General features: G+C 60.5%; 16 protein-coding genes. 12 read left to right on the forward strand and 4 right to left on the reverse strand.

Annotated elements, in window-relative coordinates; all coding sequences use genetic code 11:
* The first annotated feature begins 81 nt into the window (after positions 1-81).
* The 6 genes from ACIGEK_RS17610 (at position 82) to ACIGEK_RS17635 (ending at position 5314) form a co-directional block, all read left to right on the forward strand.
* On the forward strand, positions 82-696 hold the full coding sequence (locus ACIGEK_RS17610; RefSeq protein WP_397494566.1) for a hypothetical protein: 615 nt from the start codon (positions 82-84) through the stop codon (positions 694-696).
* Between the two features lie 90 nt (positions 697-786).
* Entirely contained in the window at positions 787-1395 is a 609-nt protein-coding gene (locus ACIGEK_RS17615; RefSeq protein ID WP_397494567.1) for a hypothetical protein, read from the forward strand.
* Between the two features lie 14 nt (positions 1396-1409).
* Complete coding sequence (locus ACIGEK_RS17620) at positions 1410-1988, forward strand: hypothetical protein (RefSeq protein WP_397494568.1); 579 nt, start codon at positions 1410-1412, stop codon at positions 1986-1988.
* Between the two features lie 141 nt (positions 1989-2129).
* The gene (locus ACIGEK_RS17625; RefSeq protein ID WP_397494569.1) at positions 2130-2456 is read left to right on the forward strand and encodes a DUF2025 family protein; all 327 of its coding nucleotides are present in this window, start codon (positions 2130-2132) and stop codon (positions 2454-2456) included.
* A gap of 114 nt (positions 2457-2570) precedes the next feature.
* The gene (locus ACIGEK_RS17630) at positions 2571-4313 is read left to right on the forward strand and encodes an amidohydrolase family protein (RefSeq protein ID WP_397494570.1); all 1743 of its coding nucleotides are present in this window, start codon (positions 2571-2573) and stop codon (positions 4311-4313) included.
* A 116-nt stretch (positions 4314-4429) separates the two neighbouring features.
* Positions 4430-5314, forward strand: coding sequence for a hypothetical protein (locus ACIGEK_RS17635; protein WP_397494571.1), 885 nt, complete (start codon positions 4430-4432; stop codon positions 5312-5314).
* Here ACIGEK_RS17635 and ACIGEK_RS17640 read toward each other — a convergent pair.
* The 4 genes from ACIGEK_RS17640 to ACIGEK_RS17655 all read right to left on the reverse strand — a co-directional run bounded on the left by ACIGEK_RS17640 (position 5292) and on the right by ACIGEK_RS17655 (position 10036).
* Complete coding sequence (locus ACIGEK_RS17640) at positions 5292-6614, reverse strand: phospholipase (RefSeq protein ID WP_397494572.1); 1323 nt, start codon at positions 6612-6614, stop codon at positions 5292-5294. The genes ACIGEK_RS17635 and ACIGEK_RS17640 overlap by 23 nt on opposite strands.
* Before the next feature lie 128 nt (positions 6615-6742).
* On the reverse strand, positions 6743-7603 hold the full coding sequence (locus tag ACIGEK_RS17645; protein WP_397494573.1) for an FHA domain-containing protein: 861 nt from the start codon (positions 7601-7603) through the stop codon (positions 6743-6745).
* Positions 7604-7736: 133 nt separating this feature from the next.
* Entirely contained in the window at positions 7737-9239 is a 1503-nt protein-coding gene (locus ACIGEK_RS17650; protein ID WP_397494574.1) for a protein kinase, read from the reverse strand.
* Between the two features lie 23 nt (positions 9240-9262).
* Positions 9263-10036, reverse strand: coding sequence for a PP2C family protein-serine/threonine phosphatase (locus ACIGEK_RS17655; RefSeq protein WP_397494642.1), 774 nt, complete (start codon positions 10034-10036; stop codon positions 9263-9265).
* A 279-nt stretch (positions 10037-10315) separates the two neighbouring features.
* Between ACIGEK_RS17655 and ACIGEK_RS17660 the strand changes: the two genes are divergently transcribed.
* From ACIGEK_RS17660 to ACIGEK_RS17685, 6 genes are all read left to right on the forward strand, one after another.
* Positions 10316-10447, forward strand: coding sequence for a hypothetical protein (locus tag ACIGEK_RS17660; RefSeq protein ID WP_397494645.1), 132 nt, complete (start codon positions 10316-10318; stop codon positions 10445-10447).
* A 69-nt stretch (positions 10448-10516) separates the two neighbouring features.
* Positions 10517-10951, forward strand: coding sequence for a GNAT family N-acetyltransferase (locus ACIGEK_RS17665; protein ID WP_397494575.1), 435 nt, complete (start codon positions 10517-10519; stop codon positions 10949-10951).
* A 130-nt stretch (positions 10952-11081) separates the two neighbouring features.
* Positions 11082-12119: a GGDEF domain-containing protein gene (locus ACIGEK_RS17670; RefSeq protein WP_397494576.1), complete on the forward strand. Its 1038-nt coding sequence runs from the start codon at positions 11082-11084 to the stop codon at positions 12117-12119.
* 118 nt (positions 12120-12237) lie between these two features.
* Positions 12238-12753, forward strand: a complete 516-nt coding sequence (gene msrB / locus ACIGEK_RS17675; RefSeq protein ID WP_397494577.1) for a peptide-methionine (R)-S-oxide reductase MsrB — start codon at positions 12238-12240, stop codon at positions 12751-12753.
* A 2-nt stretch (positions 12754-12755) separates the two neighbouring features.
* Positions 12756-13418 (forward strand): peptide-methionine (S)-S-oxide reductase MsrA, encoded by a 663-nt coding sequence (gene msrA / locus ACIGEK_RS17680; protein WP_397494578.1) that lies wholly within the window; start codon positions 12756-12758, stop codon positions 13416-13418.
* Between the two features lie 121 nt (positions 13419-13539).
* The gene (locus tag ACIGEK_RS17685; RefSeq protein ID WP_397494579.1) at positions 13540-13977 is read left to right on the forward strand and encodes an ABA4-like family protein; all 438 of its coding nucleotides are present in this window, start codon (positions 13540-13542) and stop codon (positions 13975-13977) included.
* Position 13978 lies beyond the last annotated feature (1 nt).

Below are 13978 nucleotides of genomic sequence, written 5' to 3' on the forward strand. Positions count from 1 at the left end.
ACAAAGCGAGTAGAATACGCGCCCGCCGCGCCACCAGCGCCCGGCGTGTACACAAGGACGTTGTCACACAGGAGTTTCACCGTGCACAAGTTTCTGATTCTGGCCGCCTGCCTGCTGCTCGGCGCCTGCGCCAGCAACCCGCAGACGACCTACCAGCAAGAGGTCAAGGCGGGCAACAGCCCGATGGCCAAGAGCGCCCTTGAGGCCATCCACAACACCCAGGCCATCCCGCTGCCACTCAACCCTGGTCTGCTGGCCCCACAATGGCCGATCAGTGCAGATGAGCCGCGCCTGGATTTCGGCAGTTCGATTTCCAACTACCGGATCTTTTCCCTGCAGCTGAAAAAAGGCGAGCGCTACACCCTCAATGTGCATTCACTGTGCAACGAGCCGTGCATGGGCGTCAGCAAATACGCGCTGAAGCCCCGCGCCATGCTGCTGGACGCCTACGGTGCAGTGATTGCCGACAAGCCCTCGCATGCCGAAGCCGTGATTGGGCAGCTCAGCCTGAGCTGGGATGGTGAAGCCACCGAAGACGGCACCTACTACCTGCTGGTAGCCGCGGACAACGACGACCTCGGTCAGACCATCGTGATCGACGACGTATGGGTCAATAATTCGCCGCTGATGGCGGTCAAGGTTGATATGCAGAGCTCACCGTTTGGCAAGATCAGCGCCTTCTCCAGCACCCGTTAGTCCCTCCCCCGCTTTCCCGCTACGCCAGGCAGCAACCATGTGCTGCCTGGCGTAGCCTATCGCCGTGCAACACCCAATCAAGGATGAGCCATGAAAACTCTGCATTACCTTGTAGCCGCGCTGTTCAGCCTTAGCCTGACCGGCTGCGTATCCTTCACCCCAGCCGGCCCGATTGGCGACCCCAAGCAGCCCGCCAATTACACCCAGCCCCTCGCCGTGATGGTCGATGACGTACAGATCGCCGACAACAAAATCAACGACAACCTGCGCAAAACCCTGAGCAGCCAGTTCACCGAACAACTGAGTAACCGCATCGCGCGGGGAGAGTACTTCGCCAAGGTGATCAGCTTCCCCGCCACCCTCGGCGAACAGGATCTGCTGCTCAAACTCAACCTGACTTCGCTCAAAGGCAAGCGCACACCGCATCCAGCCTATTTCCCCGGGGCCCTGCTGACACTGACCATGTGGATCTGGGTCAACGGCCCCATCTATGTCGACAAATACGACCTGGCCGGCGAACTGTCGATCACCGACGTCCAGGGCAAGCTGCTCGCCAGCAGCCGTCAGCAGGTCAAGCTCGACCAGAACACGGGCCTCTGGGACAACGACTATTTCAACATGTCGCTCGGTTCAGATCAGCTGAACCAACTGGTTGAACAACTGCTGCAGGACAGCACCCGTCAACTCGCTCGCCCCTAACAAGGATGTCACGCATGAAAGCCATCTTTACCGCCCTACTCGCCGCTGCCCTACTTTCGCTAACGGGCTGTCTGTCCTACTCGCACCACGACCTGGCCCAGGTTGAACAGTGGCCGCTGACCGCCAGTGAGCAACCTACACAGTCGGCCTACGTCAAAGTTGATAGCCAATACCTGTTCAATGATCAGACTCGCGCAGGGGGCTTCAACCAGGCCAATCTGGAAAAGCTGGTCGTTACCCAGTACCAGGACAGCAAGCGTTTCAGCAACGTCACCACGGCCAAGCAGAAAGCCGACATTTATATCAGCGTACGCGTCAGCAACCATGAGCGCGGCAGCCTGGCCAGCGCCTTTATCACCGGCTTCACCCTGTTTGTAATACCGGGCAAGTTCAGCAATGAACTGAGCATGGAAACCACCTTCAAGGATGGTGACGGCAAGGTGCTCGGGCGCATCGAGAAACGCGAAACCATCACCACCTGGATGCAACTGCTGCTGATCGTGGCGGTGCCCTTCAACGAGTCGATTGACCCCATCCTCAACCAGCTGACCCAGAGCAGCCTGGAAGAAGCCGCACGGCAGAAGTTGATCTAGCCACACCGCACCAGGCATCACGACCGCAATGGTCGTGGTGCCCAACAGCCCATCCGCCCACTTATTGATCCATCGCAAGATGCACTGCTCATAGCGCTTTAGCCTATGCCGATGACATCCATTGCCATCGACGAGGGTCCCATGAGCATCACCTCTGCCAGCATCTGCGCGGCTGCCGACCAACTACAGGGTTTTGTCGGTTTCAATGCCAAGACCGGGCGCTATATCGTGCGTTTTTCCGAAGACTCTTTTGGCCTCGACGTGCTCGAACAGAGCATCACGCCTACCTGCGAATTCGTCTGGCGTGCCTTTGACGGCGATCTGATGAGCCTCGACCGCGCGCGCCTGCAACTGCTGCTGGAACAGAACATCGATGACCGCCTTGCGATCAGCGAACCGCTGCGGGCCTATATGCGGCGTACCGATATGCCGGAAATCAGCGCCGAACGCCGTCGCCTTAACGCTTGAGCAGCTTGGCGAGGTGGCCGAATTGACCGAGGGTTGTTCACTTACACCCTCACAACAACGGCGTACGGCAGACTAAGCTCGACGAGTCAGAATCACTCGCCAAGGAGCTTGCCGATGTTCGATGTGCTGATCAAAAACGCGCTGTTTTTCGATGGCAGCGGCGCGCCCGGCGTCGTGCGTCACCTTGGCATCCGTGACGGAAAGCTGGCCTGCATCAGCGCCAGCGCCCTGGATGAAAATGGCTGCGGCCAGGTGATTGATGCACAAAACCGCTGGGTGACACCCGGTTTTATCGACATGCACACCCATTACGACGCCGAACTGGTGGCCGCCCCTGCGCTCAAGGAATCGGTGCGCCATGGTGTGACCACCGTGATGATCGGCAGTTGCTCGATCAGCATGGTGTTGTCCAGCCCCGAGGATTGCTCGGACCTGTTCACCCGCGTCGAATCGGTGCCGCGTGAACATGTGCTACCGCTGCTGCAGGCGCGCAAGACCTGGAACAGCGCCAGCGAATTCGCCGCCTTTCTCGATCAGCATCCACTGGGGCCGAACATCTGCTCCTTCCTCGGCCACTCTGATTTACGCGTTGCCGTGCTTGGCCTGGAACGCGCCGTAGACGCCAACGTACGCCCCACCGAGGGTGAATTACAGCAGATGGAACGCCTGCTGGGAGAAGCGTTGGACGCCGGTTTGCTCGGCCTGTCGAGCATGACCAACCCTTGGGACAAGCTCGATGGCGACCGCCAGCGCTCGAAATCTCTGCCGTCGGTGTATGCACCCTGGGCCGAGTACGCGCGGCTGAACAAGATCCTGCGCCGGCGCGAACGCATCCATCAGGGCGCGCCGAACCTGGTGACCAAACTCAACGTGCTGGCCTTTCTCTGGGACAGCATCGGCGGTTGGTGGCGCAAGCCGCTGAAGACCACCCTGATCACCCTGATGGATGTCAAAGCCGACCCGTGGCTCGCCCCGGTACTTGGCCCACTGACCCGCTGGATCAATCGCCTTACCCATGCCGACTTCCGTTGGCAAACCCTACCGGTGCCGTTTGAAACCTATGCCGACGGCATGGAGTTTGTAGTTTTCGAGGAGTTTCCCGCTGGCCAAGCCGCCCTGCACCTGGCCAACCACGACATGCGCAGTCAACTGTTCCAGGACCCGGCCTACCGCCTGCGCTTTCGCCAGGACGTGGAGAAGAAATTCGGCCCACGGGTATGGCACCGCGACTTCGACGATGCCTGGATTGTTGATTGCCCGGACGCCAGCGTGGTCGGCAAAAGCGTCGGCGAACTGGCCAAAGCGCGCGACGAACACCCCGCCGATCTGTTTCTCGACCTGCTGGTGGCCCACGGCCCGCGCCTGCGCTGGCGCACCCTGATCGCCAACCATCGCCCCGAGGTGGTGGAGAAACTGGTGTGCGAGCCCAGCACCCTGATCGGCTTTGCCGATTCCGGCGCACATATCCGCAATATGGCCTTCTACAACTTCGGTGTGCGCTTGCTCAAACTGGTGCGCGACGCCGAGTTACGCGGCCAACCGGTAATGCCGATTGAAACCGCGATCTGGCGCCTGACAGGCGAGCTGGGTGAATGGTTCGATATCGATGCCGGCAGGCTTTACGAAGGCGCTCGGGCCGATCTGGTGATCATCAACCCAAGCGCACTGGATGAATCCCTGGCCAGTTATCAAGAGGCTCCCATGGAGGCCTTTGGCGGCCTGCAGCGCATGGTCAACCGCGGTGCAGCGGTGGACGCCGTGCTAATCAACGGGCGCATCGCCTTTCAGCAGGGCGAGTTCGCCAGCGAACTGGGGCATGTACGCGGCTACGGACAGTTTTTACGCAGCAGCACGTAGCCTGACTTCAGGGCATGCGACCTACGGCATAACGGCGGCGCTCCAGGCTGGCATAATGCGCGCCGCACAGCCCGGCAACATAACGTCCGGCCGCGATTGAAAGGACTCTAACCGAAATGCCCCGCACGCTTTCGCAGGTGGCCTGGCGCTGGCTTTGCGGCCTGCTGCTGGCCAGCCTGCTACCCCATCTTCAAGCCGATGACAGCGGCACCCTGCGCTACCCGCGCAGGGCCGATGGCGATGAATTTCGCTCCATCTATGCCCTGGCGCAGCTGCAACTGGCACTGGATAAAGCCGGCAGCCCGCTGCGTCTTGAGCCTTCGCACTACAGCATGGAGCAGGAACGCGCGCTGGTTAATCTGGAGCACAACGACCGCCTTGACGTGGCCTGGAGCATGACCAGCATCGAGCGCGAACAGCGCCTGCTGCCGGTGCGTATTCCACTGGACAAGGGCCTGTTCGGCTGGCGCATTGCCCTGCTGCCCAAAAGCCGTGCGCAGCTGCTCAAGGATGTACGCAACCTTGATGACCTGCGCCAGTTCTCCGCAGGCCAAGGCCATGACTGGCCTGACAGCGCAATCCTTCGCAGCCATGGTTTGCCGATCAAGGTTTCATCCAATTACGGCAGTCTGTTTCACATGCTGCAGGCGCAGCGCTTCGACTATTTCCCGCGTTCGGTGATCGAAATCTGGGACGAACTGGAACACCCGCGCGCAAGACAACTGATCGTTGATCCGCATGTACTGCTGCACTACCCCACGGCGATGTATTTCTTCTTCTCGCGCAAACGCCCGGAACTAGCAGAAACCGTGCGCACAGGCATGGAGAAGGCGATTGCCGATGGTTCATTCGAGCGCCTGTTCCAACAGCACTTCGCCGCCAGCCTGCAGCGTGCGCAACTCGATCAGCGCCAGCTGATCGAGTTGCATAACCCGCTGCTGCCCAGCGCCACGCCTTTGCAGCGGCGCGAGTTGTGGTTCACTGCACCACCGGTACGCTAGGCGCTGGCTGCGCCAGGGTGGTTTGCACAAGGTTACGACTGTGTGCGCCGAAGCGCTTGAACAACTCCACCAGCAACTGCTCCAGTAACGGGTCAGCTTGCACCTGAGCCAGCTGATTACCACCGCTAAACCCTGGCGCTGCGGAAGGCTTGCGTGCCAGCCACTGGCCGATCAACTCATCCAAGGCATCGGCACTGGCATAGGATTCGGCCGCCACCACCTGCTGCGCGTAGTCCACCGAATAAGCCGGATAGCTGCCTTGCGGGTTCTGCGTATAGGCCTGTAGCAGGGGTGACGGCGTCTGCTCGTCCATCAGTTGCTGCATGCGCTCAAGCTGATACTCCTCGATGGCCGTGTGCCGATCCGCAACACGGGCAATCGCCGCCAGGCGATCTTCGGGATAACCAGCGGCGCCTTTGAGCGCGATCAGCATCAGCTCAGCCGTGGCAAAGCCCGGCACGGTCTTGGCGTGGTAGGGCTGGGTCAGGTCCTGCATGTAGTGCAGTGCCCAGCCAAGAAAACGGTAGCCCCAGTAATCATGCCCACTTTCCAGAGCCAACCGAGCCAAGCCGGTGTACTGGTAGATGCGCCAATGCGGCAGGGTGCGGCGCAGATAGGGCGCGGCCTGCAACACCAGTTCTGGCTCGTGGTAATAGCCGATATGAAATGGCGCTTGAGAGGAATACTCGAAGCGCGCATCACCAAAGGGTTGCACACCAAAGTTGTACTGCCCGCCGACGTCGCCTGGGTTGTCGCTGAACAGGTTGATGTCGTGACCATAATCCGGTTCATCGGCCGCACTGCTGAGTACCTGCACAGCACTCACCGCCTCACCTGGCTGCAAGGCCAGATAACGCCAGTGACTCCAGGGGCCGATTTTGCGAAACACCAGCACCTGCTCGGCAGCCAGACGCGGCCGACCGTCATCGGCCTGCCCCGGCAGTTGCTGCACGAAACCGGCCAGGCGAATCTGCGGATTGACCCGTAGCGCCTGCAGAAACGCGCGGCGTCTGTTATCCGCAGTTACTGTCGCAGCGCTAAAGCGCAAGGCATCCGGACGCGCCGGGTAATCCGCAAAATGTGCGCGGGCAAAGGCTTCCTGCTGATCCAGCAACTGCTCGATGGCCGGGGCCTGAGCGTCGAGAAAAGCCTCCAGCGGCTCGTAACTCAACGTACGCTGCAGTTCGGGCAGCGCCTGCAGCGCCAACTGACTACCCAGCGAGTGATTGGACCAGGCCAACGCGCTTAACGGTTGGCACGCCAGGCAACAGGCAGATAGCAATAGAAACAATGGCTTCACGGCAACTCCGGCAACAGATGGCAATGCAAAGACGCGTAGCCTAACGCCAAAGCAGTCACCTGGCACTGTCGTATCAAGTCAGCCCATTCACTAATCGAGCAGCACGCTGCCTGCCCAACCAGTGCGGGCTAAAGCGCAAGCACCGCAGCCGCCACCAGCAGCCCAATCACCATCAACAACGCCAGAGCCAGCAGAGGTTTATTCAGGCTGCTTGGTGCACTGACAGGCGCCGCCGCAGCGCGCATCGGATTGGCCTGCGCGGCTGTGCGCAGCGGGTTGGCCTGGCTGCTTGGCGAGCTGGACGGAGCCGCCGGCTTGAGTGGTTTGGGCAGGTCCACGGCGCGCATAAACAGCGTGGCATCTTCATCCTCACTCGGCGCCACGGTGCTTTTCGGGCCGATTACCAGAAGGCTGACCGAGCCCATCTTCAGCTGGTCGCCAGGCTGCAACACCGCCGTCGAGACCTTCTGCTGATTGACCAACATACCGTTGGCTGAGGCCAGGTCCTTGACCTCCAGCACGTCATCCTTGAGGTAGAACTCACAGTGCCGGCGCGACAATTCCTGATCGCTGAAGCACAGCTCGCACTTCACCGAGCGGCCAAAGGTCATGGAACCATTGATATGGAATTTCTTACCTTCGTGCTCGCCCTGAATCACCTGCAAATACCAGCGTGCGGCCTGTTCGGCCTTGGTTTTGCCGCGCGCCGGGTCGACCAGCAGCAGCTCTACCGAGCCCAGGCGCACACGGTCGTCAGCACGTAGCTGAAAGCGCGTATTGATCCGCTCGTCATTGACGAAGGAGCCGTTCGGGCTGCCGACATCGGTCAGGTAGTAAAAGCCATGGTCCTGGCGAATTTCCGCGTGAAACGGAGCGATGCTCGGGTCCACCAGTACCAGGCTGTTGCGGCTGTCCTGGCCGATGGTGAATCGCTCGTCGACCAGCCAAATTGGCGCCTGACGATTATCACTGAAGTGAATTCTGAGCATCTGCGTACTCCGGCAAAATCAGTTAGCCAACCACCAGGAACTCGCCACAACTCTGCATCAACTGCCGGCGTAATAAGCGAGGCGCGCATGCTGCCTGCCAATCAGCCAAGTAGCAATACGCCAGCATGACGACTTAATCAAATAGGTTGTTCCACAGCCGCTTGACCGGATTAACCGGTGCCGACTGTCCGGACGCTGCCGGCCGGCGCCGAGGTGTTTGGGCCAGGCGTACACGTTGCTCGTGACCATCCAGCAACTGCAACAACTGCTCGTTGGCCGGCTCCACTTCGAGGCCCTGCTGCACCAGCGCCAAGGCCAGAGCAAACTCGCGGCGCTTGTAGGCGTCCTCACTTTGCTCGATATAGCGCTGCGCCACCCGATTGATCCCGGCCAAAGCCAACAGATTGTCCGGTTCCCAGGCCAGCACCTGGCGGAAGTAGTGGGTGGCGCTGTCATCTTCAGGCAGTAGCAACTGCTGATCGGCCAGGCGCTGTTCGGCCAGCTGCAGATACTGATTGATCCGCGCCTGCAGCACCCGCGCCAGGCCATCCAGAGCCGCTGGGTTGTCCGCATCGAGCGCCAGCACCTGGCGGAACAGGTAATCGGCGTTGTCCTGCTGCGGCTCCAGCAGGCTGCCGTTTTGCAGGCGCAGTTCAGCGCGCGCCAGGTAGTCGCTGATCTGCTTCTGCTGATACAGGTAATAACCACCGCCGGCCGCCCCAGCCAGCAACACGATGCCCGCCAGCAGCCAGACCCACAGCGTACTGCGCGCAGTTTTGCCTCTGGCCGACTTGCCCAGGCTCAGCGCCGGGGCGATGCGCGTGCTGTCCGGGTCATCGCGGGTCAGCTCATCAAGGCTGGCCAGCAGCACTTTGCAGTCAGCAAAACGCTCATCCGGCTCTTTCGCCAGCATGCGGTCGAGCAACCACTGGTAGTTCTGCAAATGCGCCGGCAGTTGCGGCACGTCCATCTGCAGGTGGTTCATCACCGTTTGGGGGTAGTTGGTGGCTCGGTAGGGATTACTGCCGGTGAGCATCTCCAGCAGGATCACTCCGAGGCTGTAGATATCACTGCGCGCATCCAGCGCCTGGCACTGCGCCTGCTCGGGGCTGCTGTAGGACGGGCTGCCGACGGCGATGCCGAACTGGGTCAGGTCATGGTCCAGCTCGACTTCCTTGGCTACGCCAAAATCGGTGATTACCGCCGTGCCATCGCTGCGGAAGAGAATGTTGGCTGGTTTGATATCGCGGTGTACCAGGCCTTTGCCATGCACCACGGCCAGGCCGCTGGCCACCTGCTGAACGATACTCAAGGCACGTGGCAGGTCGAACACCTCCCCCTTGTGCTGCGCCAGATCGCCACCCGGGACGAATTCCATGGTCAAGTAGTGGCGACCATCGGCCAGTTGGTCGATGTCATAGATGGTGATGATCGAGGGATGATGCAGGGACGCCACGATGTGGCCTTCCTTGAGAAAGCGCTGGCTGAACGCCTGATCATCCGCGCTCAGCAACACCTTGATCGCCACCTTGCGCTGCAGCGACGCCTGAGTGGCCAGGTAAACCTCGGCCATGCCGCCTTTACCCAGGCGCCCATGCACTTGATAACCGGGGATTTCGAGCAATTGTTCAGTCATGGGAGTCAGTGCGCACCGGCAGATTAGGGCTTACGAGAGGTAAACAGACGGCTGAGCAAACCGCGCGGTTTGGCCGGGGCGCTGGGCGCAGCCGCATCAAGGCCGAGCACGATACAGGAGATATTATCCTTGCCACCCATTGCGTTGGCCTGCGCCAGCAACTGGTCCACCAGTTCATCGAGGGTCTGGGCGCTGCTACACAGCTGCTGGATCTGCGCGTCTTCCAACTCGCCAGTCAGGCCGTCACTGCAGAGCAGCAACAACTCCTGTTCTCCTAGCGAGCCGTGCTGCAAACCCACCTGCAACGGCTGATCATCGCGGCCCAGGCACTGCAAAATGACATTGCGCTGTGGATGGCTACGCGCCGCCTCGGCGCTCATCTGCCCAGCATCGATCATCGTTTGCACCCAACTGTGGTCGTGGGTCAGGCGCTCGATATGCCCGGCACTCACTCGATAGGCGCGGCTGTCTCCGACCCAGGCAATGCTGAACGCGGCGCCAGCGAAGCGAACCGCCACCAGGGTTGTGCCCATGCCACGCTGCTCATCGGCGCGCGCCACAGCGAGAATCTCCCGATTGGCTGCATGCACCGCTTCAACTAATTCCTGGCCATCGGCGCAGGCCGCCTGCAGGGTCTGCAGCGCCAGCGCGCTGGCCACTTCGCCGCATTGGTGGCCGCCCATGCCGTCGGCAATTGCCCAGAGACTCAGCTGCGGGCAGCACAACAAGGCATCTTCGTTGTGCCCACGCACCCGTCCAGGCACGCTGTGGCCGGCGTAAATCAGTGCTTGTTCCATCACCGTCTCGACATAGGGGTTCAACAAGCGCACAGCCGCCAGGCTGCACGCGGCGCAAGGTGGCCCATGATGCGGCGGCGCAATCAAACTGTCACCGCCAGCCGCCGGGTTTGCCGGTGAACTGTTAACCAGTCGAACCCAGGCGACACTCTCGCAGGCCGGATAACTCCCCAGCTATTCGCCCAGCATGGGCGTAGACTCGTAACACCAGCCTCGCTCACCGCGAGGGGATGGCCCGCTCCAGAATGTTCAACCACGACATTGTCAGAGGTGAAGATCATGAGCAAAGGTATGGATTCGAAGAAACAAGTGAAGAAAAAGCCGCTGAAAACCGCCAGCGAAAAACGCATGGACAAGAAAGACAAGCAAGGTGCTAAAACCCTGCTCGGCAGCCACGCCGCCAACGTCTGAGCCACCGGTCTGAGGCAAGCATCGCGCTTGCGCTCAGACATTCAATCAGCCGCATGACAACTACCCGCTATGCACTACCGCCTACTCCCCGCCCCGCTCAAACCACTTGCCGACAAGTTCTACCGCAGCCAACGCTCAGCCATGCGCGCCACTGCCGGCGCACAGCTATGGGTGGCAGAAGATCAGGAAATCGTCGCCGCGCTATGCCTGCACACCCTCGCCCACGGTCATTGGCTGACCAGCCTGCTGGTCGACAGCACGCGGCGTGGGCAAGGCGTAGCACGCCAGTTGATCGAAACCGCGCTCGCTGATTGCGCCACGCCGGTCTGGCTGTTCTGCCACCCGCAGCTAAGCGACTTCTATCTGCGCCTGGGCTTTGCAGCTTGCGCTGACCTGCCTCAGCCGCTGGCTGAGCGCCTGAGCCGCTATCAGCGCAGCAAAAGCCTGCTGGCATTTTCCCGTACATCTTGCGCAGGCCTTACGGCACAAGGGCTGGAACCGTAGTACCGGATCATACGAACACCATTCGGCAGATAGCACCCCATACTGGCACTTTGCTCAATTTTACTATTGCCATCGCCAGGGCAAGCTCTGCATGCTTAGCTCATAACAACGACAACAATGGCCTTTACCTATGCGGATATCGCGGTTGCTCAGGCGTCTGCGTAACGACTTCCAGTTGTCCATCATTACCTTGATGGGCCTGTTTGGCGTGATTGGCATTACCCCCTATGCCGCCTACCGGCTAGCCACCGGTAACTACCTGGTGGGCTCCGCCGACACCGTGATTGTCGTCTCCACCGTGCTTGCCGTGCTGTATTCCTGGCGTACGGGCGACACGATTAAACCCGGCATTTACCTGGCCTCCATCTTCTCAGCCGGCGCAACCCTGATCGCTATCAACCTGGGGGTCAACGGCCTGTTCTGGATCTACCCGCTGATCCTTTTCAACTTCTTTATGGTGTCGCCCGCCAAGGCCTTACTGGCCACTATTTTGGTGCTCACCACCCTGGTCGGTTACGGCCAGCTGAACCCTGGTGCGGTGTTTGAAAGCGACTACCAGATGGTTTCATTCCTGGTCACCAGCATGATGGCCAGCATCCTCAGCTTCGTATTTGCCTACCGCACCAGCAGCCAACGCGACCAACTGCAACAACTGGCCATCCATGACCCGCTGACCGGCGCCCGCAATCGCCGGGCGATGAATGAAGAGCTGAAGATTGCCGCCTCTATTTACCGTCGCCACGGCAACAGCTATGGCGTACTGGTAATGGACCTGGATCATTTCAAACGGATCAACGACAACCACGGCCACCAGGCCGGCGACCAGGTGCTGGTGGATTTTGTCGAACTGATCAAAAGCTCCTCGCGCAAGGAAGACCGGCTGTTCCGCTTCGGCGGCGAGGAGTTCCTCCTGCTGTTGCCCAACACCGAGCGTGCTGGCCTGCTGGCGGCCGCGCAACACCTGCAGCAACAAGTGGCGCAGCACCTGCGTGGACCTGGCGGAGCGGTGACCATGTCGGTCGGTGGGGCCATCCTGCGCCGCGACGAACATTGGGAAAGCATGCTGCAGCGCGCCGATGAACGCCTGTATCGCGCCAAGAATGCCGGGCGTGACTGTATCGTTATTGATGACAGCGTCGACAAAAACAGCACCCAGCCTATTACCTGACCGCGCGGTTTACCTTTGCTTACAACTTGCGCGGGAAAATTCTCGCGCGTAGCAGGCAAGGCTGTAACAACTCGGCTTTGTCTCTGTCTATTGGGCACACCTCACACAGAGCACCGCTATGAAAAGACGCTCCCTGCTCAAGGGGATGGCCCTGCTGCCAGCCCTACCCCTATTCGGCCACGCCCCGCTCAGCCTGGCGCAAGCCATTGCCAGCAGCGTGACGCCTCTGGATAAACCCCATGATGACTGGCGCGCACTACTGACGCCCGAAGCCTATGCCGTACTCTTCGACGAAGACACCGAAGCTCCTGGCAGCAGCCCGCTAAATAAGGAAAAACGCGACGGCACCTACCTCTGCGCCGCCTGCTATCTGCCGCTGTTCGCCAGCCAGGACAAATATGAAAGCGGCACCGGCTGGCCCAGCTTTACCCAGCCGATTGCTGGCCATATGGGCACCAAGCGCGACTTCAAGCTGTTTTTCCCACGCACCGAATACCACTGTGCACGCTGCGGCGGGCATCAGGGCCATGTCTTCGATGACGGCCCGAAACCGCGCGGCGAACGCTGGTGCAACAACGGCGTAGCCTTGCGTTTTATTCCCGAAGGCGAAGCCCTACCTGAGCTGCGGAGCTGAACATGACTGCTATCACCTCTACCTGGCGCCGTCATCTACTGGCCAGCAGCATGCTCATTCTGGGCGGTCTGCTGGCTGCCTGTGAACCTACCGCCGCACAGGCGCCACAACCACAAGTCAGTACGACAGCAGTGGAAAACCCTGGCGTGGCGATCTTTGCCGGCGGCTGTTTCTGGTGCACCGAGTCGGATTTCGACAAAGTCCCTGGAGTGATTGAAACCACCTCCGGCTATATCGGTGGGCATGTCGACAACCCGACCTACGAGCAGGTCTCGGCCGGCAGCAGCGGGCATATCGAAGCGGTGCGGGTGCGCTTCGATCCGAGCAAGACCAGCTACGCCAAGTTGCTGGAAGCCTTCTGGCCAACCATCGACCCGGTGACCGCCAACGCCCAATTCTGCGACCGCGGCTCGCAATACCGCAGCGCGATCTTCTACAGCAACGCAGAAGAACAGCAACTGGCCGAGGCCTCCAAGAATGCTCTGGAAAAGTCCGGGCGTTTGCCGGCTCCAGTAGTCACGGAAATCCTCGCTGCCAGCACCTTTTACCCGGCCGAGGACTATCACCAGGACTACTACCAACGTAACCCGCTGCGCTACAACTACTACCGCAATGGCTGCGGCCGCGACCAACGCCTGCAACAGCTGTGGGGCAAGAAACAGTAAACCACGCCCATCAGCTGGCCCTCGTGCCAGCTGATGGCATTGTATTCAGCCGCTGATACCAGGCGGCGACAATCGCCGTATCCGCTATGGTTGAGCTCACACATTGCCCAGTGAGCACGCCATGGCCCCGCTAAAACCACTGTTCAAACTCACCTCGCTGATCGCCCTGAGCGGCTGGCTGATGCTGGTCTGTCTGCCGTTCTGGCCCTATACCGACGAACTGGTACTGGGCCTCAGCGTGGTACTGCTGGCAATCGTCTATAGCTGGTTGCTGTTTGTCGCGATGCGCCAACGTCCCGAGCCTGGAAGCGGCAGGCCCGGATTCTTCAGCCTGGGCGGGGTGCTCTCACTGCTACGCCAACCCACAGCTGCGCTGGCAGCCTGGATTCATATCCTGGCATTCGATCTGATGGTCGGGTTGTATATACGCCACGAAGGCGCCATTGCAGGCATCAGCCACTGGGCACTGCTGCCCTGTTATGTGCTAACGCTGATGTTCGGCCCGCTGGGCCTGCTGGCGTTTCTGGCGCTGCGCTGGGGTCTGGTGATGGCGGCCTGAG

The organism is Pseudomonas sp. NPDC079086 (assembly GCF_044542155.1).
Taxonomy (GTDB): Bacteria; Pseudomonadota; Gammaproteobacteria; order Pseudomonadales; family Pseudomonadaceae; genus Aquipseudomonas.

Coding starts and splice junctions, on each gene's coding strand:
- ACIGEK_RS17655 (WP_397494642.1), bottom strand. CDS start 10,036: ATGGAACAAGCACTGATTTACGCCGGCCACAGCGTGCCTGGACGGGTG.
- ACIGEK_RS17615 (WP_397494567.1), top strand. CDS start 787: ATGAAAACTCTGCATTACCTTGTAGCCGCGCTGTTCAGCCTTAGCCTG.
- ACIGEK_RS17665 (WP_397494575.1), top strand. CDS start 10,517: ATGCACTACCGCCTACTCCCCGCCCCGCTCAAACCACTTGCCGACAAG.
- ACIGEK_RS17630 (WP_397494570.1), top strand. CDS start 2,571: ATGTTCGATGTGCTGATCAAAAACGCGCTGTTTTTCGATGGCAGCGGC.
- ACIGEK_RS17650 (WP_397494574.1), bottom strand. CDS start 9,239: ATGACTGAACAATTGCTCGAAATCCCCGGTTATCAAGTGCATGGGCGC.
- ACIGEK_RS17645 (WP_397494573.1), bottom strand. CDS start 7,603: ATGCTCAGAATTCACTTCAGTGATAATCGTCAGGCGCCAATTTGGCTG.
- ACIGEK_RS17635 (WP_397494571.1), top strand. CDS start 4,430: ATGCCCCGCACGCTTTCGCAGGTGGCCTGGCGCTGGCTTTGCGGCCTG.
- msrA (WP_397494578.1), top strand. CDS start 12,756: ATGACTGCTATCACCTCTACCTGGCGCCGTCATCTACTGGCCAGCAGC.
- msrB (WP_397494577.1), top strand. CDS start 12,238: ATGAAAAGACGCTCCCTGCTCAAGGGGATGGCCCTGCTGCCAGCCCTA.
- ACIGEK_RS17660 (WP_397494645.1), top strand. CDS start 10,316: ATGAGCAAAGGTATGGATTCGAAGAAACAAGTGAAGAAAAAGCCGCTG.
- ACIGEK_RS17685 (WP_397494579.1), top strand. CDS start 13,540: ATGGCCCCGCTAAAACCACTGTTCAAACTCACCTCGCTGATCGCCCTG.
- ACIGEK_RS17670 (WP_397494576.1), top strand. CDS start 11,082: ATGCGGATATCGCGGTTGCTCAGGCGTCTGCGTAACGACTTCCAGTTG.
- ACIGEK_RS17625 (WP_397494569.1), top strand. CDS start 2,130: ATGAGCATCACCTCTGCCAGCATCTGCGCGGCTGCCGACCAACTACAG.
- ACIGEK_RS17620 (WP_397494568.1), top strand. CDS start 1,410: ATGAAAGCCATCTTTACCGCCCTACTCGCCGCTGCCCTACTTTCGCTA.